Raw genomic sequence first — 21,646 nt, 5'->3', positions numbered from 1 at the left:
TAGTTACGTAAAACACTCGTTACGAGGTGGAGACGGGATTTGAACCCGCGTATACGGCTTTGCAGGCCGCTGCCTCGCCTCTCGGCCACTCCACCGCACATGGAAAGTGCCAGCGAGGCTGACACTTCCCACTTGAGCGGATGACGAGATTCGAACTCGCGACCCTAACCTTGGCAAGGTTATGCGCTACCACTGCGCCACATCCGCATTTACAAGCTATTCGGTTACCCGTTTTCGCGTGCTAGATGACTGTATACGAAGAGTGCGTGAACTTCCAATTCGGCGGCGAGCGTGTCGTCAAGATATGCGAAGATTGCTCTGCGGGCGATTGGCGCAGTTGGTAGCGCGCTTCCCTCACACGGAAGAGGTCATCGGTTCGAGTCCGGTATCGCCCACTGAAATTTAGACCGTCTGAACAGCTCACAAGCCTGTTCTCGCGGGAGAGTCGACTCTGTTTGGCCAAGTAGCCTTGGCTACATGACTACGCTTTCGCCGAAACGCCCGTCGGCCATCCGCGAGTTCTTCGTTGGTGCGAGTTTTTTGTTTCGAGGTTTTCGGACATGGATTAGTGCGCCTCGCCTCATGGTCCTGGGAATGGTTCCAGCCGCAATTGTTGGTGTGGTCGCTATTGCTGTGCTCGCGACTCTGTTCGCGAACATCCAAACGGTGGCCGCATTTATTACGCCATTCGCCAACGACTGGAGCGAGCTTGCAAAGGGCGCGACTCAGTTCGCCGCGGGCTTGGCGGTGGTGCTCGCCAGCATCCTGCTCGTAGTCAACACCTACACAACCGCGACGTTGATGGTGGGTGATGCGTTCTACCGCAAAATTTCGGCCCACGTGGATGCGGTCTACGGCGCTCCCCCGGCACAGCAGCCGCTGGGTTTTTGGAAGGACTTTCGCCGGGGCATCGGTGAAGGTGTTCGCGTACTGATTCCGACAGTCGGGTTGGCCATTCTCGTTCTCATCCTCGGCTTTATCCCAGTGGTGGGCAGCATCGTTGCTGCTACCGCTGGCGCGCTGCTCGGCGGCTGGCTTCTCGTCGTCGAACTGGGCAACATCCCTTTTGAGGCTCGTGGATTGCATCTCACTGCTCGGCGCCGCGCCCTTCGCGGCAGTCGCGCCCGGGCGGTCGGGTTCGGGGCTGCTACCTATCTGGTATTTCTTATTCCATTCGGCGCGGTCGTCGCGATGCCTGCAGCACTCGCCGGGGCAACGCTCCTGACTCGTTCAGTGCGAGGAGAGGATGCGCGGCCGGGGGCCCTCAACAACGCTCCTGATCCTTCCGAGCAGCCACCAGAAGACTGACGACACCACGAACGCATAGCTTGCTGTGGCAACAACGCTCAAAAACTGCTGCTCGACGATGTAGGTCTGACCGGTGAATAAGAATCCCGACCCGGTCGCGAGAACGCCGAGCGAAACCACTCCGATGCTCCCGCCCATCAAATGGGCATTGACGAGAAAGCGAAGCTGATTGCCCAGGGGTGATCCTTTTCGAACGGTAAAGGCACAGGCCACGGCACCGGCGATCAACCCCGCAACTGCTGCGGATACCGGAGTGAACAGCGGCGCACCTGCGGTAACGGCGATCAAGCCGCTTACACCGCCACCGGCGAGTGACTTCAGCCCAACCACTCCGTGGTTGATCAGCTGCACCGTTACCCAGCCGATCACGCCAAATACCGCGCTCACGGCTCCGTTTGTGAGGATGAGGCCTACAACGTCGTCGAGGGCAAATTCGGCCCCTACGAGCCACAGCAGCCACGACAGGACAACTCCGACGAGGGCGATGACCCCGACTGGCGCCGGGAGCGTCATTCGGGCGCCCCTGATGAGCGAGTGACGTTCTACCACCAGCACCGCGAGCATGCTCGCCCCAACCGCAACACTCATGACGAGCGCACCGCCGTGGTCGATGGGGTTCAGCCCCAACGGCGTCGTCGTCCCGAAGGGCTCAAACGTTCGCACGGCGATGGGCACATAGACGCCGACTGCCCACACACAGCTATACGCGATACTTCGAACGAGTGACGCCCCTGAGCTTCGGGACACGAGTGTCACCAGAAGACAACACACAGCGCCGAGAGCGCCCAGCGACGGCATCATGACAAAACGCAGGCTCAGCCCCATTGCGGGCACGATCAATGCCCAGGCCAGAGCCCCTGGAACCGCGCAAGCGAGGGACTCCAGAACGAGCCTCCGCCACTTCACAGCCGGCAGCGTGCTCGAGTAAAGCACGAGTAAGGAGAACAGCAGCGTGACGAGCGCGACCACGCCGATAGTTGCCGCCGCCAGGTCTCCCACCAACGTCAGCCTCCCCAGCCCTCTAGATCCCGCTCAGACACCCCGGACACTGCCCGGATCACCGAGCGCCTAGCCAGTACTGCGAATCGTACTAGGCGTTGTTAGAGGTGAGGGCGATGAGGCGGGAAACTGCTCGGAGATACTTCTTGCTGTATCCCCCATCAAGCATGTCGTCAGGGAATACCGCATCGAGCGGAGTGCCCTCGGCGTAGACCGGGATCTGGGCGTCGTAGAGCCGATCAACAAAAGCCACAAATCGCAGTGCATCTGTCTGGTTGGTGAACTCGTGCACACCGGTCAAGGCAATCGCGTCGATACCTTCGATGAGTTTGACGTAACGCGAAGGATGCACGCCCGCCAAGTGCTTGAGCACTCCGTCGAAGGAGTCGAGGGTTACAACCCCCTGCACAGCGGAAATTGCGGCGGCCGCATCATCCACCGCAATCGCATGTGCACCGGTGTCACGTCGGCGGTAATCGAGACCATCAATTCGGATCGTTTCGAATTTGGCAGAGAGAGAGTCGATCTCTCGCAAAAAGTCTTGGGCGGCGAATCTGCCCTCTCCCAAGGCGTTGGGAGGAGTGTTTGATGTCGCCGCGATTTTTGTTCCCGATGCGACCAGTTCCGAGAGCAGCCGCGAAATAAGGCGGGTGTCGCCGGGATCGTCAAGCTCGAACTCATCGATGCAGACAAGAGTCGCACCCTTGAGGAGTTGCACTGCAGGCGCGTAGCCGACCGCGCCAACGAGAGCGGTGTATTCGATGAAGGTTCCGAAGTACTTGCGGCCAGCGGTCTGGTGCCACAGCGCAGCCAACAAATGAGTCTTGCCAACGCCAAATCCGCCATCGAGGTACACGCCCGGCTTCGCCACCGGCGCCTTCTTGCGAGAGAAGAGCTTGGCCTTCTGCGCACTAGTGAGAAAGTGGCGCATTGCTGCTACGGCAGCACCCTGTGACGGGTAGTCCCGGTCGGGGCGGTACGACTCCAAAGTCGCGCCGGTGAACTGGCGCGGAGGCACAAGTTCGGCAAGCATCTGCGCTCCGGTCAACGACGGGATACGATCGACTAGACGCTCAGGAGTCGTAGGCGCAGTAGCGCTCATTCTCAGCCTCGGTTATTTTTCGCAGTCTTACGGCAACGCGGTGAACTCAGCGGCGAATGCGTAATTTCTTGGGCAAGGGACCCGTCAAGCTTAGTTTGAAGCCCGCGCCAATTTTTTCACCAACAATCGGAGGTAGCTATGACTATCGAACGCGACCCAGCCCCCCACTTTTCCGAGTTTTCACACCCGGAACGATTGGTCACCGCAGACTGGCTTGAAGAACGACTCGGCAAGCCAGGGCTCGTTGTCGTCGAGTCCGACGAAGACGTACTGCTCTACGAAACCGGGCACATTCGCACTGCCGTCAAGATCGACTGGCACACCGACCTCAATGACCCGGTGACCCGCGATTACATCAATGGAGAAGAGTTTGCCGAGCTCATGTCGCGCAGCGGGATTGCGCGCGACACGACTGTGGTGATTTATGGCGACAAGACCAACTGGTGGGCGGCCTACGCTCTCTGGGTCTTCACCTTGTTCGGCCACGAAGACGTACGCCTCATGGATGGCGGCCGCGCCAAGTGGGAAGCGGATGGCCGTGAATACACCCTCGAAGTTCCCACTCCGACGCCCACCGAGTACCCCATCATCGAGCGCGATGACTCAGTTATTCGTGCGTTCCGCGACGACGTCCTGACCCACTTGGGAAACCCACTGATCGATGTCCGCTCCCCCGAGGAGTACAGCGGCGAACGCACAAGCGCTCCCGCGTATCCTGAAGAAGGCGCCCTGCGTGCCGGTCACATCCCGAGCGCGCAGAGCGTGCCGTGGTCAAAGGCAGTTGCAGAAGACGGAACTTTCCGTCCACTCGATGAGCTCAACGCGATCTATCGTGAGGGCGCTGGTCTCAAAAATGGCGACCAAGTAGTGGCCTATTGCCGCATCGGCGAGCGTTCGAGCCACACCTGGTTCGTTCTGAACTACCTGATGGGCTTCGAGAACGTGCGCAACTACGACGGTTCGTGGACCGAGTGGGGCTCCTTGGTTGCTGTACCGATCACGGTCGGCACTGAACCCGGCGACGTTCCGTCCCGTTAGACTAAAGCGGTGAGTGAGCAGCAGATCCCATCCCAGTTGGCCGAAATTCGTGACGACTTTCTGGGGCTTGAACTACGGGATCGGCTGCAGCTCCTGCTGGAGTTCGCGAACGAGCTTCCGGAGTTGCCAGACCGGTACCGCGACCACCCCGATTTGTTCGAACGGGTCGAGGAGTGCCAGTCCCCCGTTTTCATCTTCATCGAGGTTGAAAACGACGTCGTACACATGTTCGCGACGGCACCACCAGAGGCGCCGACCACTCGGGGCTTCGCTTCGATCTTGGCGCAAGGATTGTCGGGCCTCAGTAGCAAAGAGGTACTAGAACTCTCCGACGACTACCCCCAGTCGCTGGGTCTAGCTAAAGCTGTGAGCCCACTACGGCTGCGCGGAATGACGGGCATGCTGGCACGAGCAAAGCGACAGATCCGGTTCAAGAGCGTCGCGTAACCCCCGATTTTGGCTCTGGCGTGCCGCCGGTGAATGTGTAGCGGCGCTCGCCATGAGCTCTAGGCAACGTCGGACTCTTCATCGGCAGCATCCACACCCCGTTGGATTGCGAGCCACGAGCGGATGGCCAATAGCCAGCGTTCGCTGTCATAGTTCCACAATCGCGTGTGACCTGCGGTGTCAAACTCCTCGTAGGTGACAATGTCAGGTCGGGCCTCGGCCAACGCTCGAGAGGGTTCGACGGGAACGTAGCCATCGTCTTCGCTGTGCATAAGCAGAATAGGGCGATCCAGCTCGTGAGCGCGGTCGACGAAGTTCAGCGTGGCGAAGTCGAGCGGGTTTTCCGTTCCCACGAGAAACTGGGCTTGGTCGCTCCCCAGTACAGCTACTGCAGCACGAGGAATCAACGACGGGATGCGGTTCAAGTCGCCGTGCAGCGCGAGCGTCGGACCCCAGGCGATGACAGGCGAGTCGAGCACCAGCCCCATGATCATGTCTCGATAGCGAGATCGGATCAGCGTGTGAAGCGCAGTCGCTCCACCCATTGACCAGCCCATGAGAATAATGCGCTCGGCACCAGCGGAGCGTGCGTAGGCGATCGCGGCGTCAACATCGCGATATTCGGTAGAACCTAAGCCATACCGGCCATCTGCCGAATCGGGCGCTTCCGTGTCGTTCCGATACGAAATTGACAGCGAAGTGATCCCAGCATCGTGAAACTCACCTAGCGCGCGCACTGTCTCTGGCCGCTGCACTCCTCGACCATGAATGTGGATTGCCCACGTGGCGCTCGGCGAATCCGCGGGTATCAACCACGCGGGCGCGAAGCCGAGCTCTGTGCGAATCAGCACCTCAGAGAACTCAAGCCCCAGCCCAGCCGGCGTCAGATAAAACCATCCGCTCGTGCGCGCGTTGTCTCCCGGATGCGGAACACCGGTTTCAACGTCGATGAGTTCCCGCGCAACCCACTGCGCGCCCTGCGAAACCACGGGCCCGATGCGTGCGAATCCGGTTTCGTCGGCGAACCACAGGCTGAATCGACCGGGGGCTCTGCTCTCCTCTGCCGACGACAAGACGATCGTGGACTCCCCCACAGCGAGAATTCGCAAGTTACTGTCGGCTCGGCCCGGCGGCGTCACCACACGACGCGCTACAAAGACTGAAAGCGCGGCACCGACCGCTACTCCGATCGCGGCGATTGCGGCCGCCCCGATAGCAACCCCGCCGGCGATTCCGGCGACTATGCGCAAGCGATCCCGTGCCCGCATCCCTAAACCTCCGTCTCGCAGCCGCCCTAGCGCGGCGTGCCTCACTAGCGATCGTTCTCCTAAAGCCTAATCTTCACTCGTGCCCGATTCGCCAGCTGGACCAACACCACCCGCGGCATTTGCTTCAGCGGTTGAGTCGCTTCGTGCTGCGACTTTGCGCCCTGAGCTCGCCATTACCGAGATTTCAGCACCAACGCAGATTGCCCCGTGGTCCTTTGCTCTAGCTGCGGATGTCACGCCCTCTCGTCACGGCGAAGACTCCGATCTCGGCACCGGCAGGTTCGTGCTTCTGTATGACCCCTCGTCTCCCGAGGCGTGGGAGGGCGAATTCCGGATCATCTGTTTTGCTCAGGCGCCGCTCGAACCCGAGATCGGTGTTGACCAGTTTCTGAGTGAAGTTACCTGGTCTTGGCTCGTCGATGCTCTCGATAGCAGGGGCGCACAGTACGACCAGGTATCGGGAACCGCGACCCGTATTCTCTCCACTGGATTTGGCGAACTTGAGTCCCAACCGGATGGTGCCCAAATCGAACTTCGCGCGTCTTGGAGCCCCCGAGACCTCGATATCGCCGCACATGTGGAAGGCTGGAGCGAGTTAGTCTGCATGCTTGCCGGACTTCCTCCCACGAATGAAGGAGTCACTATGTTGTCGGCCCGTAGAGCTGGGCGTGAGTAGCGCCACCGACAGTGCAGCCCCCGAGGGCGAGTCGCACGCTACCCAAGCCCCTCATGTTCCCGTTGACGTCATTGACGATCGGGACGAATATCTTGCCGCCGTGGCAGCCATCGCTGCCGGCCATGGCCCTATCGGAATAGACGCAGAACGAGCAAGCGGCTACCGCTACTCGCAGCGCGCCTATCTCATCCAGATCTTCCGTCGCGGTGCGGGTACTTTTCTGTTCGATCCGCCGGCCATTGGTGACTTTAGCGAGCTGAACGACGTTATCGCTGAGGAAGAGTGGATTCTGCACGCAGCGACACAGGACCTCACCTGCTTGCGTGAAGTTGGCCTCCACCCAACGCGCTTGTTCGATACCGAACTGGGGGCGCGGATCGCTGGCCTCCCGCGGGTGGGACTCGGAACCGTCGTGGAACACTTGTTGGGCATCCATCTCGCAAAGGAACATTCGTCAGCGGACTGGTCTACGCGGCCACTTCCCCAGTCGTGGCTCGTGTACGCCGCGCTCGACGTTGAGTTGCTCGTAGATCTTCGCGAGGCGCTCGGCGGCGTACTTGAGGGCGACGACAAGAGCGAGATCGCCCGCCAAGAATTCGAGTCAGTTCTTGCTCGTGACTTGAGCCACGTGCGCGCCGAACCATGGCGCCGACTGAGTGGAGTTCATTCCATTCGCGGCGGCAAAAACTTGGCTGTTGCGCGCGAGCTCTGGTTGGCCCGCGACGCCTACGCGCGAGAAGTCGATACTGCCCCTGGCCGCCTCGTTCCAGACTCCGCCCTTCTGTCTGCCGCAAAGCTGCTGCCGGAGTCGAAGCGGGAGCTGTCGAGCCTCCGAGAGTTCAGCGGGCGCGCGAGCCGCACCCAGATTGATCGCTGGTGGCAGGCCATTTTGGCCGGGCTAGCGTCTACTGACATTCCAGCATCGCGAGTGGCCAGCGACACTCTGCCGCCACCACGGGTGTGGTCAGACAAGAACCCCGCTGCGGATCGTCGCCTCAAAGCGGCTCGTGCCCTCATGGCAGAGTTCTCTGAAGAGATGTCTATCCCCATTGAGAACTTGCTCACGCCCGATCACTTGCGGCGTGTGGCATGGAACCCACCGGCGGAGATCACGGTCGACAGCATCTCAGACGCCCTCACGGCGCTCGGCGCCCGCCGCTGGCAACTTGACGTATCTGCACAGTCAATCGCCGAAGCCTTTGTCGAAGCCAACCAAACGCCTGAGGACTCCGCGGACACCAAGTCGTAGGAACAGTCAAAGGATTCCATCCGCTAATCTCCCCAGCCTAGGATCAGTGCTACATCCAAGGATTTAGTGGAGGCATTGTGGCCAAGGAAACTGAGATTGTATTCGTAGATGGAGTCCGTACTCCGTTTGGACGTGCAGGCGAGAAGGGCATGTTCTGGAATACCAGAGCCGATGACCTCGTCGTAAAGGCGATGATTGGTGTACTGGAGCGGAATCCGCAGATCCCCAAGGATCGCTTCGACGAAGTCGCTATCGCAGCAACAACTCAGACCGGCGATCAGGGTCTCACGATCGGTCGCAGCGCTGCTTTGCTGGCTGGACTGCCCACGTCTGTTCCCGGCTATGCGATCGACCGCATGTGTGCCGGCGCCATGACGGCCGTCACAAACGTGGCTGGCGGCATCGCATTCGGCGCCTACGATCTCGCAATCGCTGGTGGCGTTGAGCACATGGGTCATCACCCCATGGGCTCGGGCGTTGACCCCAACCCTCGTTTCCTCTCAGAAAAGCTCGTCGATCCTGAAGCTCTCAACATGGGCAACACGGCCGAGAAGCTACACGACCGTTTCCCGCAGCTCACCAAGGAACGCTCCGACGCGTTCGCGCTGCGCAGCCAACAGCGCGCCACCGCCGCGTACGACGCGAACAACATCCAGCCTGACCTCATCTCGGTTGCCACCAAGAGCGAGTCCGGCTGGGGCTTGGCCACCCGCGACGAGGGCTTGCGCCCCGAAACCACTCTTGAGGGCCTTGCAGCGCTCAAGACGCCGTTCCGTTCACACGGACGCATTACCGCTGGCAACGCTTCCGGGCTGAACGACGGTGCAACCGCCAGCATTATTGCTAGCGGGGATGCCGCACGCGAGTTTGGTTTGAAGCCCAAGATGCGCATGGTGAGCTTCGCCTACGCTGGCGTGGAACCGGAGATCATGGGCATCGGCCCGATCCCGTCCACAGAGAAGGCGCTCCGTAAGGCTGGCTTGACGATCAACGACATCGGCCTCTTCGAGCTGAACGAAGCTTTTGCGGTTCAGGTTCTGTCGCTGCTTGATCACTTTGGCATCGATGACGAAGATCCTCGTGTCAACCAGTGGGGCGGCGCTATCGCGATGGGCCACCCGCTTGCGTCGTCGGGTGTTCGCCTGATGATCCAGCTTGCTGCCCAATTTGAACAGCACCCCGAGGTGCAGTTCGGCCTCACCGCGATGTGTGTTGGTCTCGGCCAGGGTGGGTCAGTCATTTGGGAAAACCCGAACTACAAGGGAGCAAAGTAACAATGACCGAACAGTTCGCACGTCTTTCGGACCTCGCAAAAGACGAGGTAATTACTCACTCCTTCGTGCGTGATGTACCGCTCTCCGCGGGTCGCACTCTCGCGCTCATCACGCTCGACAACGGCAAGGACCACACCCGCCCAAACACTCTCGGCCCGGCAACTCTGCTTGAGTTCGCGAAGGTGCTCGACGAGCAAAAGGAACGCGCGACCGCTGGCGAAATCCACGGTGTCGCTGTCACGGGCAAGCCCTTCATTTTCGCGGCCGGTGCTGACCTCTCGAAGGTAAGCGAAATCCCCGACCGCGAGACCGGCAAGCAGATGGCTCAGTTGGGCCACTGGGCGCTCGGTAAGCTCAGCGAACTTGGCGTGCCATCGTTCGTATTCGTCAATGGGCTTGCCCTCGGTGGCGGTGTTGAGATTCCCCTCAACGCTGACTACCGCACGATCGACAGCTCGGTTCCTGCGTTTGCGCTTCCCGAGGTCTTCCTCGGACTGATCCCTGGCTGGGGTGGCGCGTGGTTGCTCCCCAACCTGATCGGTATCGAGAACGCCCTCAAGGTCGTCATCGAAAACCCACTCAAGAACAACCGGATGCTCAAGGGCCCAGAGGCCTTCGAACTCGGCATCGCCGATGCCATGTTTGGTCCGGCAAACTTCCTCGAAGACTCAATCCGCTGGGCCGACGGAGTCATCGCTGGCACCACCAAGGTCAAGCGCAAGAACGAGCCGGGCAAGATCGAACGCACCGTGAAGTGGGATGTCGCTATCGGCATCGCCGACAAGATGCTGGCTAACCGCATCGGCCGCGTTGCCAAGTCTCCTTACGCTGCTCTCGCGCTGCTCAAGGCCGCCAAGAACACCGACAAGAAGACCGGTTTCGAAGCAGAGGACAACGCTCTCGCCGACATGATCTCCGGCGACCAGTTCCAGGCGAGCATTTATGCCTTCAATCTCGTGCAGAAGCGCGCAAAGCGCCCAGCGGGAGCTCCCGACAAGGAGCTTGCGCGCAAGGTGACCAAGGTTGGCGTTATTGGCGCCGGGCTCATGGCACGTCAGTTCGCACTACTTTTCGTCCGTCGACTGCAGGTCCCCGTCGTCATCACTGACCTCGACCAGACCGCAACGGATGCCGGCGTTGCCGCCATTCACACCGAAATCGACAAGTTGCATGAGAAGGGTCGTCTCTCGTCTGACGACACCAACCGTCTCAAGGCTCTCGTCACGGGCACAACCAACAAGGCTGACTTCGCTGACTGCGACTGGGTTATTGAAGCCATCTATGAAGAACTCGGCGCTAAGCAGGCCGTCTTTGCTGAAGTCGAGCAGTACATCTCTGACGAGACGATCTTGGCGACGAACACGTCCTCCCTGTCGGTGGAACAAATCGGAGCCAAGCTCAAGCACCCTGAGCGCGTCGTGGGCTTCCACTTCTTCAACCCGGTGGCAGTAATGCCGCTGATTGAGGTCGTGAAGACCCCGCACACCAACGATGAGTCGCTCGCAACAGCCATGGTGACGGCCAAGAACCTCCGTAAGAACGCTGTTATCACGACCGATACCCCTGGTTTCGTCGTGAACCGCATTCTCGCTAAGGTGCTCGGCGAGGCCATGCACGCTGTGGATACCGGCACGCCGTTCGAAGTTGTTGAAGAATCGACGCGCCCCTTCGGCCTGCCGATGACTCCCTTCGAACTCCTCGAGTTGGTTGGTCTCAAGGTCGGCGCTCACGTTCTTGATACTCACCACGCTGCGTTCCCTGACCGGTTCTTCGAGAGTGAGAACCTTCACAAGCTCGCCGAACTCGGATTCATTTTCGACCGCGACAACAAGGGCAAGTCGAAGGGCGTCTCCAAGAAGGCCGTCGAGATTGTCAAGGGCGGAAACACGCCGATGACGGCCGAGGAGCTTCAGATCCGGATCGAAGATGGTCTGGCCGATGAGATTCACCGGATGCTCGAAGACGGCGTCGTTGCCGCGGCAGAGGACATCGACCTCTGCCTCATTCTCGGCGCGGGTTACCCGTTCCAGATGGGTGGCGTCACACCGTACCTCGACCGCGCGGGAGCATCGGAGCGAGCGTTCGGCAGCACGTTCCACAACCCGCCGATTCGCGGAGTGCAGTAGCCCTTCGTAGATAGACGGCATCCGTCAAAGGCCCGGTTCAGATCAGTTCTGAACCGGGCCTTTGGCTGTTAAACAATGGATTTCGCCGCAATGCCACAAAGACTGCTCGGGCGTTCGGCCCGAGGCGGCTAGCCGCGCTCTGCGGGCAACCGGAACTCTTCGGAGTCGCGATCCGCCAGCGGACGAGCCACGGGGATCTTGCTCCCCAACACCTGAGCGACCACATCGCGAGCAATGTGCTGAGGTGTCAGCCCGACCTGGTCGAGGATGTAATCGCGACTACCGTGGTCGAGGAAGCTGTCAGGCAATCCCAACTCGTTTACCGCAGTATCGACGCCATTGGCCCGCATGTCTTGTCTGATACGCGTGCCGATTCCCCCCACGCGCACACCATCCTCGATCGTAATCACGATGCGGTGGTCGGCAGCAAAATCAATCACGCTCTTCGGCACCGGAACCACCCAGCGCGGGTCGATCACAGTGGCGCCAATGCCCTGAGCCGCAAGGAGTTCAGCGACCTGCAACCCGGTCTTTGCCATCGAACCGACCGTAACGATGAGAACATCACACTGGTTGTCCTCCCGCAACACATCGACGCCATCATCAGTGCGCCGCACGGCGTCGTACTCGGTTCCTACAGTGCCCTTAGCGAAGCGAATGACGGTTGGCGCATCATCGACCGCCACAGCCTCCCCCAGCTCCTCACGGAGGCGCGCAGCGTCGCGAGGTGCAGCAATGCGGATGTTGGGCACGACCTGCAAGAGCGCAAGATCCCACATTCCGTGATGACTGGCACCATCGGGGCCGGTCACGCCGGCTCGGTCGAGCACGAAGGTTACTCCGGCACGATGGAGTGCGACATCCATCAAAACTTGATCAAACGCCCGGTTCATGAAGGTGGCGTAGAGCGCCACAACAGGATGCAACCCACCAAAAGCGAGTCCGGCGGCAGACGTAACCGCATGCTGCTCGGCGATGCCAACGTCGTGGACCCGCTGGGGATACTTCTCTGCAAAGCGGTGAAGCCCGGTAGGGCGCAACATCGCTGCAGTGATACCGACGAGTCGTGGATTCTCATCCGCAAGCTTGACGATCTCCTCGGAAAACACCGAGGTCCAGGATGCCGCACCGCTGGGTTCGATCGGTTCGCCGGTCACCGGGTCGATCTGTCCCACCGCATGGAACTGATCAGCGACATCCATAAGAGCAGGCTCGTAGCCACGCCCCTTCTCGGTGATCGCATGAACGATTACCGGCGCACCGTACGACTTCGCCTGCTGGAGTGCCTCGGTGAGTGCACCGATGTCGTGGCCGTGAACCGGACCCAAGTACTTAATATCGAGATTGGAGTACAGGGCTTCGTTGTTGCTGAAGCGTGAGAGGAAGCCGTGGGTGCCACCGCGGATACCGCGATACAGAGCGCGCCCAGGCCCACCAAATGCACCAAAGAATCGCTCGCTCGAGCCGTGGAGCGAGCGGTAGGAACGCCGCGTTCGCACGCTGTTGAGGAAGTGTGCCATGCCACCAATAGTTGGCGCGTAGGAACGACCGTTGTCATTGACGACAATCACGAGGTTGCGGCTGTTGTCATCACTGATGTTGTTGAGCGCTTCCCACGTCATGCCGCCGGTGAGGGCACCATCACCCACAACGGCAACCACGTGCCGATCGCCCTGCCCCGTCATTTCGAAAGCACGGGAGATTCCGTCAGCCCAGGACAAGGAACTAGACGCGTGCGAGCTTTCGACAATGTCATGCTCGGATTCGGAACGCTGCGGATACCCCGCAAGTCCGCCTTGCGACCGAAGCTTCGCGAAGTCTTTGCGACCGGTAAGAATCTTGTGAACGTAACTCTGATGTCCGGTATCAAATACCACAGCATCCCGTGGGGAATCGAACACCCGGTGAATAGCGGTGGTGAGTTCTACAACGCCCAGATTGGGGCCAAGATGCCCACCAGTCCGCGAAACGTTCTCGATCAAAAACTCACGAATCTCTTGCGCGAGTTGAGTAAGTTGCGCCGTGGAGAGACCGTCAAGATCTCGGGGACCGTTGATTCCCTCGAGTAAATTCATGCATCCAGTCTAGGCTTCTTCGTGCGCGTTTTGAACAAATGTGCATGAGGTTCTGGGGCGACCCACAGCCTCAGCAGCACACACAAAAGGCGCGCGGCGAGAGCAATGCTCTCCGCCGCGCGCCTGTCGTGTATCCGCTAGTTAGACCAGCGAACGCAATACATACTGAAGGATGCCACCATTGCGGTAGTAGTCAGCTTCACCGGGAGTATCGATGCGAAGCTTCGCGTCGAACTCAATCGTTACCTTGCCCTCGGGCGAGTGAGCGGTCGGCTCGGCCACAACGTGCAAGGTGCTCGGGATGCGGTCATCGTTGAGCTCTTCGACGCCCGAGATGCTGATGCTCTCGGTACCGTCAAGTCCCAATGACTCCCAGCTCTGGCCTTCAGGGAACTGCAAGGGCAGAACGCCCATTCCGATGAGGTTCGAGCGGTGAATACGCTCGAAGCTCTCGCAGATGACGGCCTTGACACCGAGCAAGCTAGTTCCCTTGGCTGCCCAGTCACGCGACGAACCAGAGCCGTACTCTTTGCCACCAAGAACGACGAGCGGAGTTTCCTGAGCTGCGTAGTTCTGAGCTGCGTCATAGATGAACGACTGCTCGGCATCCGGCGTGGTGAAGTCGCGAGTGTAGCCACCCTCAACGCCATCGAGAAGCTGGTTGCGAAGACGGATGTTGGCGAACGTTCCGCGAATCATCACTTCGTGGTTTCCTCGACGCGAACCGTACGAGTTGAAGTCCTTGCGGTCGATGCCGTGCTCCGCGAGGTAGACACCAGCGGGGCTGTCACCCTTGATCGAACCGGCGGGGCTAATGTGGTCGGTCGTGACCGAGTCACCCAGCTTGGCGAGAACGCGAGCACCCGTGATCGAGCTGACCGGAGTGATCTCCATGGTCATTCCCTCGAAATACGGGGGCTTACGCACGTAAGTCGACTCGTCGTCCCACTCAAACGTGGAACCGGTTGGCGTCGGCAGGTTCTGCCAGCGCTCATCGCCGTCAAAGACACCCGCATACTCGTGGGTGAACATCTCGCGGTCAATCGACGAATCGATCGTGGCCTGAACTTCGGCGGCGTCGGGCCAGATGTCCTTCAAGTAGACATCGTTGCCCTCCTGGTCTTGGCCAAGGGCGTCGTTGTCGAAGTCGAAGTTCATCGTTCCGGCAAGGGCGTATGCAATAACAAGCGGCGGGCTCGCGAGGTAATTCATCTTCACGTCGGGGTTGATGCGACCCTCGAAGTTACGGTTACCGGAAAGAACTGCAGTTACCGCAAGATCGTTCTCATTGATCGCGGTGGAGATTTCATCTTCCAACGGACCGGAGTTGCCGATACACGTCGTGCAGCCGTAACCGACGGTGTAGAAACCGAGGGCCTCAAGCGACTCATCAAGTCCCGACTTGGCGTAGTAGTCAGTGACAACCTTGGAGCCTGGAGCCAGCGTGGTCTTGACCCACGGCTTCGACTTCAAGCCCTTAGCTGCCGCGTTGCGAGCCAAAAGGCCAGCAGCAAGCATCACCGAAGGGTTAGATGTGTTCGTGCACGACGTGATTGCAGCGATGGCAACCGAACCGTGGTCGATCGTGAACGACTCTCCGCCGTCGACCTTCACCGAAGTCGGCTGCGAGACCGTCAACGGAGCGTGGCTCGAGTGCGAGTGCGAACGCTCGTGAGCCGAGTCCTCATCCTGCGGAGTGAGACCTACAGGATCGGATGCCGGGAACGTTCCTTCAACCGCAGCGTCGACCTTGGAGTGATCCATCGATGCGTAGTTGTTGAGATCGATTTCGAACTGGCTCTTGGCCTTGGTGAGCTCGATGCGGTCCTGAGGGCGCTTCGGTCCGGCGATCGACGGAACGACGGTGCCGAGATCCATTTCGATGTATTCGCTGTAGTTGGGCTCGACGCTCGGGTCGTGCCAGAGCTTCTGAAGCTTTGCGTACGCTTCGACGAGTTCGACCTGCTCTTCGCTGCGACCGGTGAGGCGCAGGTAGTCAAGGGTCACGTCGTCGATGGGGAACATCGCGGCAGTAGAACCAAACTCGGGGCTCATGTTTCCGATAGTTGCACGGTTGGCGAGCGGCACTGCGCCGACTCCCTCACCGTAGAACTCAACGAACTTGCCAACGACGCCGTGCTGGCGCAACATTTGCGTGATCGTCAGAACAACGTCGGTCGCGGTGACGCCGGCGGGGATCGTGCCGTTGAGCTTGAAACCGACGACCTTGGGGATGAGCATCGAAACGGGCTGGCCAAGCATTGCTGCCTCGGCTTCGATTCCACCGACGCCCCACCCGAGCACTCCGAGGCCGTTGACCATCGTGGTGTGCGAGTCGGTGCCGACGAGGGTGTCGGGGAATGCCCGAGTCTTGCCGTCAACTTCACGCGTGTAGGTGACACGAGCAAGGTGCTCAATGTTGACCTGGTGAACGATTCCGGTTCCCGGAGGAACAACCTTGAAGTCGTCGAACGCGCTCTGGCCCCAACGAAGGAACTGGTAGCGCTCACCATTGCGCTCATACTCAAGCTCGACGTTGCGCTCAAGCGCGTTGTCCGAACCGAAGAGGTCGGCGATGACCGAATGGTCAATCACGAGCTCTGCCGGCGCGAGCGGGTTGATCTTCGTGGGGTCTCCCCCGAGTTCAGCGACGGCCTCACGCATAGTAGCGAGGTCGACGATGCACGGAACACCCGTGAAGTCCTGCATAACAACGCGTGCAGGCGTGAACTGGATCTCGGTGTCGGGGTCTGCACTGGGCACCCACGATCCGAGGGATTCGATTTGCGACTTCGTGACGTTCTTACCGTCTTCTGTACGCAACAGGTTCTCCAGCAGAACCTTGAGGCTAAACGGTAGCTTTTCGTATCCCGCTACCTTGTCGATGCGGAACACTTCATAGTCGGATGACCCGACTGTGAGGGTGTCTTTCGACCCAAAACTATTGACTGTCGACACTGTCATCTCCCTTGCTACGGTTCTTCAATCCTTGCGCGGAGCGTGCGCTGCATCCAGCAAGGCAAGCCTAAGGCTGAATCGCAACAAGCGCGCTGCGATCGAGGCCAAAAGTATCTTGACGTCGAGATAAATATACACCATCGTCATCCGCTCGCCTCGACGCCACGGCGATGGTGAAGAACTACTCGGACGCTGTGCGTCCGTAAGCCGTGCGCATGAGAAGCCATGTAACCCACAGCACTGCGGCGTACAGCGGAACGCCGAGGAGAAGCTTCATGGTCGCCAAGGCCTGGGTTGCTTCGGCGAAATAAAGGGGAAGTTCGATACCCAATCGCACTGAGAATAGGCCTGCCCAGAGCACGGTTGCGATGAGTGCAACGCGAAACTTTGCCTTGTCCTCTCGCCAATCAGCTGCGGTTGGCACCAGCAACGCCGCGATAAGGCCAACGAGGGGTCGTCGTGCAATTACGCTCACCACGATCGCGACCAGAAAAACGGCGTTAATGACGAAACCGAGGAGAAAGTTATCTTCAGCACGGCCGGTAAAAAGCGCAAGGCCTGCAGAGAGCGCAACGCCGACAACACCCACCATCGCTGACGAGACCGGAGTTCTCGTCGCTAGACGGACCGCGACGAAACCCAACGCTACGATGACGGGAGCCACGACGGAAGCGACCAACTCTTGAGTGATCGTGAAGATCACCAAGAAAGCGAGCCCCGGCAAAATGGACTCCACCAAGCCCCGCACTCCGCCCATTGCTGCCAGCAGAGCGCCAGAGGTCGGTGCTTCCCCTGGTGCAACGTGGCCAACGGCAGAACGACGGGCCGCCGCGGCTAGCGCTTCACGAACCGTCGGATCCGCGGGAACCTGATCATCGTCAGGGGCGTTCGAGGGTTCGTCGACCGAACTCACGCCTGAGTTTCTTTCTCACCCGTTGCTGGCATGTGGAGCGGGATAAGGTCACGAGGAGGCATCGGCGTAGTGCCACGGATGACCACAATCGAGCGGAACAAATCTTCGATCTTAGTTGCTGCTTCCGGACTAGTAAGCGCCTCACCGGCGATTACTCCCCGCAGGAACCAGCGCGGGCCATCCACTCCGACGAAACGCGCGATTCGCTTCTCGCCCGGCTTGCCCGCGACAGGAATCTCAGCGAATACCTCAGGACCGAAAGGACCATCAGAGACCTTCGTTGTCCCACCCTGCGTGTGGACCTGATCGATGATCTGCTCACGAATTTCGTGCCAGAGTCCGCTTGACCGGGGTGCAGCAAAAGGTTGAATTTGGAGGGTCGAACCGGCGTAGTCGAGCCCAACGGCGACAACGCGCTTGCTTGCTTCCTCGACTTCGAGGCGCAAATGAAGCTCTTGACGCGGAAGAATCTTCACGCCACCGAGATCGACATACGGGCGAACCGCATTCGCTTCGCTTTCGTCGAGAGGACCATCAGTCGCACGATTCTCCGGCGCGGACTTCGGGTGATCCTGCGGCTGATCGGTTTCAGTGGTGTCGCTCACGAAGTGGCTCCTTGTTGTGTTGACTCTGCGCGGTATCCAGTCGAACCAAAGCCCGACTCACCGCGATGACTTCCGGGAAGAGTAGAAACGGGAATGAATCTGGCCCGAGAAACGGGCATAACGATCAATTGCGCGATTCTATCGCCCGGTTCAATCTCGAATGTGGATGAACTATCAGTATTGAGCAACGTAACGCGGATTTCACCCCGGTAGCCGGCATCCACAGTTCCTGGACTATTGACCACCGTGATGCCATGGCGGGCAGCAAGACCGCTGCGAGGCACCACGAACGCCACATAGCCGTCGGGCAGGGCGATCGAGACGCCCGTCGCGACAGTCTCGCGCTGACCGGGGGCGAGAGTGTAGTTACCCGCCGAATACAGGTCAGCACCGGCATCCCCCGGGTGCGCGTACGCAGGTGTTTGGCCTGCTGAAATAAGCACCTCTACGTTGTCAATCACGAGTCGAGGCTAGTGCAAATAAGGAGTCGGCCCGAAACGCCCGACGCAAAATCAGTGTGTAATGGATGAGTGACTTACTACCGTGAACGCTTGTGGCCCACAGCGTGGCTCTACATCAGCACCGCACTCATCATTCCCGCGAGCATTTTGGTGTTCCTGCCGATCAATATCTTTGTGGGATACATCACCGCAGCAGTGCTCTACATCGGGATCGTGCTGTTCCTGCTGTGGTCTGCACCAAAGATCACTGTCGACGACAAGGAGCTTCGTGCGGGAAGTGCCCGGCTGCCGATAGCCATCATCGGCGAAGTCACGAGTTACACCGGTGACGAAGCGACGCTCGAACGCGGGCAGCGACTGGATGCGCGTGCCTGGCTGATGATCCGAGGGTGGGTCTCGCCCGTGGTCAAACTTGAGCTACTCGATGAGAGCGACCCGACACCGTATTGGTTGTTGTCGAGTCGCACTCCCGAATTGTTAGCTGGAGCAATCGCGCAGTCTAGGCTGCGCACTCCAGGCAAATAGCGCCCAGCTTGGTTGTGTGGTCGACCTGCGAGCGGTGCTTCACGAGGAAGCAGCTCACGCAAGTGAATTCGTCCGCCTGAGGAGGCAGAACGACCACATCGAGGTCCAGGTCAGAAAGGTCTGCGCCGGCAAGCTCAAAGTTCGCCGGGTTGTCTGAATCGTCGACGTCAACCGAGCCCGACATTTTGTCAGGAACACGCTCTTTAAGAGCCTCGATCGACTCGGAGTCGTCGTCGGTCTTACGAGGTGCGTCGTAGTCGGTGGCCATGCCCATCCACTTCTTTTTTACGTTGAATCACCGGAATCGGCGGGCACAGTCTCCATGAAAGCGAGACGAATTGCAAACCGCCAATTCTGCATCACTGTGCAGCGCCTGTGATAACTGTTCATGGAGGCGTGTTATTCCCATATAAACCACTCAATGCATGCGACCCTAAAGGGAATCGTGAGGGCTGGAGAAGTTCACTATGGAAGACCTTCGGGTAATCGAAGTACAAGACGGTGCGCTGATCGTGTCGAGCAATGACGGAACTCGCTTCCGTCTCGCCGTTGACAACGTGTTGCAGTCACGTCTGCGACAGAGCCGAGCCCAGACAGGCAGCGGCCCCAAGCTTGCTCCCCGTGAGATTCAGGCGCATATCCGGGCAGGAATGTCCGCCCAGGACGTTGCGAGCCTTACGGGAGCCGACATCGATTACATCGAGCGCTTCGAGGGGCCTGTCGTCGCTGAACGCGAGTTCGTCGTCAAATCTGCGCTCGGGGTGCCGGTCCATGTCGCGGGCGAAACTGACTCGCTGACGTCGTCACGCACCTTCGGATCCGCTATCCGCGAACGACTTGTGGATGTCAACGCCGCCGACGAGCGTTGGGCTAGCTGGAAAGATCCTGAGAATGGTTGGACAGTCAAGCTTTCGTTCAGCTCGAACAGCATCGATCACGACGCGCGTTGGCAGTACGACCCGAAGCGTCAATCTCTTGTTCCGCTCAATAACGAAGCTAAGACTCTCTCGCAGCAGGGCGAATCGACCGGTGCGCTTATCCCCCGACTTCGCGCCGTTGCGCCCGCTGAGGGAAATACGGATGCCGCACGCTTCGACAGCGGAGCATTCGACGTTGATGAACTCCACGACGAGCCCGCCCCCATCAAGCCAGCGGAACTTCCTGTAATGCGCGACCGCAGCGCTGAAGCGGGTGTCGGCAACCAGACGGCAGACTTGCTCGATGCTCTCCGCCGTCGCCGCGGCGAACGTGAGCCGGCCAACTTTGAATCCGACGATGACGAGTCGAGCCCCCCATCCGGTTCCGAGCCATCGATGCGCCTGCTTGATCCGCCCGCCGCAGAGCAACGCCGCGATGCACCAGCGCCGCCGCAAGCAACCGCACCCCAGCCGACAGCGAAATCACGGCGCCGCAGGGTTGCTATGCCGAGCTGGGACGACATCGTCTTCGGAACGAAGCCAGACGAAGACCCCGCTTAGCGAGCGAAGGCGCCGAATCTCAGTAGCGGAACACGAAGCTCTTCGTCTGACCAAGATCCATGCTGTCCGACCATTTTTCGACCAGCGTTGTTAGTTACGCGGGAGTCGTAGTACGCGATCCCCTTGCGTGCGGCGACAATAATGTCGCCGATACGTGGCGTGACTTCGGGGTGTACTTCACCGAACCACCCCGCAGCGATCGCAGCGTCGCGGCTCGTGACCCACGAACGTTGCCCCTCAGCCTGCTGCCACCGATCAAGCACCGCCGCTCGCTCTGTTGCAGCGAGCTCGGGCGCGAGGTGCAGCTGAAGGCAGCGCGGCTCCCCCGCAACGTAGGCGACGCCGTCGAGCAGTTCAGGGGCTGTGTCGAATAACACGTGTGACTCATGAGGCACATCGATCATTCCGTGATCGGCGGTGACCAGAAGCCCTTGGTCGAAAGTGAGTTCGCGCACGGCACTCGCCAACGCAGAGTCAAGAGACTCGAGCGCATGCGTCCACTGGGGTGATTGCCAGCCATTGGCATGACCTGCCATATCGAGTTCTGGCGCATAGACATAGGTGAGTGACGGCTCGGCGCTGGCGTGCCCCACCGCTACGGCTACACGCAGCCGCTCGGCGAGGGAACCCGCTGCGACATACCGTGCACCGCGCAAGACCGCGTGAGTGAAGCCCGAAGCTCGGTAGCGAGCGGCTCCGACCGCCACCGCAGTGAAACCGCGCTCCGTAGCGCGCTCGAACAAAGTCGGCACCCGCTGCCACGTCGCCGGGTCGATGCGGGAATCCCATCCCGAGAGTTGATTGATAACACGATCGTTGCCTGCATCGAGAACGCTGTATCCCACCAGTCCATGCTGTCCTGCTCGCTGGCCTGTCGTCAGGCTCGCTATTGCCGCCGCGGTGGTGGTGGGGAATCCCGACTGGATAACGGCACTCTTTGAGAACGCACCGGCCAGAGTTCTCGCGTGCCCCACACGGGCCTTGAGGTTATGCGCGCCGAGGCCGTCGACGAGCAACACGACGGCGTGGCGCACGGGAGGCAGGCTCAGCCGATTCTCCTCGCCCGCAATTGCCTGGAATGAACTTGACAACACATCGGTAAGGTTCGCTGAGTCTGGGTTGAGCGCCGGTAACATTAGAGCAA

Annotated in this window: 19 protein-coding genes and 3 tRNA genes; 10 read left to right on the top strand and 12 right to left on the bottom strand. The window is 59.9% G+C overall.

Annotated features, from left to right (window positions below):
* Window positions 1-24: 24 nt before the first annotated feature.
* Window positions 25-95: transfer RNA gene (locus I6E73_RS07920), tRNA-Cys, on the bottom strand.
* Window positions 96-135: 40 nt separating this feature from the next.
* Window positions 136-207: transfer RNA gene (locus I6E73_RS07915), tRNA-Gly, on the bottom strand.
* 115 nt (window positions 208-322) lie between these two features.
* Between I6E73_RS07915 and I6E73_RS07910 the strand changes: the two genes are divergently transcribed.
* Window positions 323-395 (top strand) — tRNA-Val (locus I6E73_RS07910).
* Window positions 396-477: 82 nt separating this feature from the next.
* Window positions 478-1,308: an EI24 domain-containing protein gene (locus I6E73_RS07905; RefSeq protein ID WP_197124421.1), complete on the top strand. Its 831-nt coding sequence runs from the start codon at window positions 478-480 to the stop codon at window positions 1,306-1,308.
* Here I6E73_RS07905 and I6E73_RS07900 read toward each other — a convergent pair.
* Together I6E73_RS07900 and zapE are read right to left on the bottom strand one after the other, a co-directional pair.
* Window positions 1,231-2,307 carry an ammonium transporter gene (locus tag I6E73_RS07900; protein WP_307784255.1) on the bottom strand — a complete coding sequence of 359 codons (1,077 nt, stop codon included), beginning with the start codon at window positions 2,305-2,307 and terminating at the stop codon, window positions 1,231-1,233. The two genes, I6E73_RS07905 and I6E73_RS07900, sit on opposite strands and share 78 nt — an antisense overlap.
* A 91-nt stretch (window positions 2,308-2,398) precedes the next feature.
* Window positions 2,399-3,409, bottom strand: coding sequence for a cell division protein ZapE (gene zapE / locus I6E73_RS07895; RefSeq protein ID WP_197124417.1), 1,011 nt, complete (start codon window positions 3,407-3,409; stop codon window positions 2,399-2,401).
* 138 nt (window positions 3,410-3,547) lie between these two features.
* Here zapE and I6E73_RS07890 point away from each other — a divergent pair, with 138 nt between their 5' ends.
* Together I6E73_RS07890 and I6E73_RS07885 are read left to right on the top strand one after the other, a co-directional pair.
* Window positions 3,548-4,447, top strand: a complete 900-nt coding sequence (locus I6E73_RS07890) for a sulfurtransferase (protein ID WP_197124407.1) — start codon at window positions 3,548-3,550, stop codon at window positions 4,445-4,447.
* A gap of 9 nt (window positions 4,448-4,456) precedes the next feature.
* Window positions 4,457-4,894 (top strand): SufE family protein, encoded by a 438-nt coding sequence (locus tag I6E73_RS07885; protein ID WP_197124405.1) that lies wholly within the window; start codon window positions 4,457-4,459, stop codon window positions 4,892-4,894.
* Window positions 4,895-4,953: 59 nt separating this feature from the next.
* Here the strand turns inward: I6E73_RS07885 and I6E73_RS07880 are convergent, their stop codons facing one another.
* Window positions 4,954-6,162, bottom strand: coding sequence for a S9 family peptidase (locus tag I6E73_RS07880; RefSeq protein WP_197124403.1), 1,209 nt, complete (start codon window positions 6,160-6,162; stop codon window positions 4,954-4,956).
* Window positions 6,163-6,241: 79 nt separating this feature from the next.
* Here I6E73_RS07880 and I6E73_RS07875 point away from each other — a divergent pair, with 79 nt between their 5' ends.
* From I6E73_RS07875 to I6E73_RS07860, 4 genes are all read left to right on the top strand, one after another.
* Window positions 6,242-6,838 (top strand): DUF3000 domain-containing protein, encoded by a 597-nt coding sequence (locus I6E73_RS07875; RefSeq protein ID WP_197124401.1) that lies wholly within the window; start codon window positions 6,242-6,244, stop codon window positions 6,836-6,838.
* Window positions 6,831-8,087 carry an HRDC domain-containing protein gene (locus I6E73_RS07870; protein ID WP_307784254.1) on the top strand — a complete coding sequence of 419 codons (1,257 nt, stop codon included), beginning with the start codon at window positions 6,831-6,833 and terminating at the stop codon, window positions 8,085-8,087. The genes I6E73_RS07875 and I6E73_RS07870 overlap by 8 nt, the downstream gene beginning before the upstream one ends.
* Window positions 8,088-8,164: 77 nt before the next feature.
* Window positions 8,165-9,361 carry a thiolase family protein gene (locus I6E73_RS07865; RefSeq protein WP_197124397.1) on the top strand — a complete coding sequence of 399 codons (1,197 nt, stop codon included), beginning with the start codon at window positions 8,165-8,167 and terminating at the stop codon, window positions 9,359-9,361.
* Window positions 9,362-9,363: 2 nt separating this feature from the next.
* Window positions 9,364-11,487 carry a 3-hydroxyacyl-CoA dehydrogenase NAD-binding domain-containing protein gene (locus I6E73_RS07860; RefSeq protein WP_197109891.1) on the top strand — a complete coding sequence of 708 codons (2,124 nt, stop codon included), beginning with the start codon at window positions 9,364-9,366 and terminating at the stop codon, window positions 11,485-11,487.
* Window positions 11,488-11,615: 128 nt separating this feature from the next.
* Here I6E73_RS07860 and dxs read toward each other — a convergent pair whose 3' ends face one another.
* The 5 genes from dxs to dut form a co-directional block, all read right to left on the bottom strand.
* Window positions 11,616-13,562: a 1-deoxy-D-xylulose-5-phosphate synthase gene (gene dxs, locus I6E73_RS07855; protein WP_197124395.1), complete on the bottom strand. Its 1,947-nt coding sequence runs from the start codon at window positions 13,560-13,562 to the stop codon at window positions 11,616-11,618.
* Window positions 13,563-13,703: 141 nt separating this feature from the next.
* Window positions 13,704-16,520, bottom strand: a complete 2,817-nt coding sequence (locus I6E73_RS07850) for an aconitate hydratase (protein ID WP_307784281.1) — start codon at window positions 16,518-16,520, stop codon at window positions 13,704-13,706.
* 181 nt (window positions 16,521-16,701) lie between these two features.
* A complete protein-coding gene (locus tag I6E73_RS07845; protein WP_197124391.1) occupies window positions 16,702-17,433 on the bottom strand; it encodes a DUF3159 domain-containing protein in 732 nt (243 codons plus the stop codon).
* Window positions 17,430-18,038: a DUF3710 domain-containing protein gene (locus I6E73_RS07840; protein WP_197105740.1), complete on the bottom strand. Its 609-nt coding sequence runs from the start codon at window positions 18,036-18,038 to the stop codon at window positions 17,430-17,432. The genes I6E73_RS07845 and I6E73_RS07840 overlap by 4 nt, the downstream gene beginning before the upstream one ends.
* Window positions 18,035-18,499: a dUTP diphosphatase gene (dut, locus tag I6E73_RS07835; RefSeq protein WP_197124389.1), complete on the bottom strand. Its 465-nt coding sequence runs from the start codon at window positions 18,497-18,499 to the stop codon at window positions 18,035-18,037. The genes I6E73_RS07840 and dut overlap by 4 nt, the downstream gene beginning before the upstream one ends.
* Window positions 18,500-18,568: 69 nt before the next feature.
* Between dut and I6E73_RS07830 the strand changes: the two genes are divergently transcribed.
* The gene (locus I6E73_RS07830) at window positions 18,569-19,024 is read left to right on the top strand and encodes a DUF3093 domain-containing protein (protein ID WP_197105742.1); all 456 of its coding nucleotides are present in this window, start codon (window positions 18,569-18,571) and stop codon (window positions 19,022-19,024) included.
* On the opposite strand, the gene I6E73_RS07825 is transcribed toward I6E73_RS07830, so the two are convergent.
* Window positions 18,999-19,292 (bottom strand): DUF4193 domain-containing protein, encoded by a 294-nt coding sequence (locus tag I6E73_RS07825; RefSeq protein WP_100389298.1) that lies wholly within the window; start codon window positions 19,290-19,292, stop codon window positions 18,999-19,001. The two genes, I6E73_RS07830 and I6E73_RS07825, sit on opposite strands and share 26 nt — an antisense overlap.
* A gap of 199 nt (window positions 19,293-19,491) precedes the next feature.
* Here I6E73_RS07825 and sepH point away from each other — a divergent pair, with 199 nt between their 5' ends.
* Window positions 19,492-20,502, top strand: coding sequence for a septation protein SepH (gene sepH / locus I6E73_RS07820; RefSeq protein ID WP_197124387.1), 1,011 nt, complete (start codon window positions 19,492-19,494; stop codon window positions 20,500-20,502).
* Here the strand turns inward: sepH and I6E73_RS07815 are convergent.
* Window positions 20,499-21,638 (bottom strand): alkaline phosphatase family protein, encoded by a 1,140-nt coding sequence (locus tag I6E73_RS07815; RefSeq protein WP_197124385.1) that lies wholly within the window; start codon window positions 21,636-21,638, stop codon window positions 20,499-20,501. The two genes, sepH and I6E73_RS07815, sit on opposite strands and share 4 nt — an antisense overlap.
* Window positions 21,639-21,646 lie beyond the last annotated feature (8 nt).

Origin of the sequence: Salinibacterium sp. SWN248 (assembly GCF_015864575.1) — a bacterium.
Taxonomy (GTDB): domain Bacteria; phylum Actinomycetota; class Actinomycetes; order Actinomycetales; family Microbacteriaceae; genus Rhodoglobus.
This window is presented reverse-complemented; position numbering and strand designations above follow the sequence as displayed.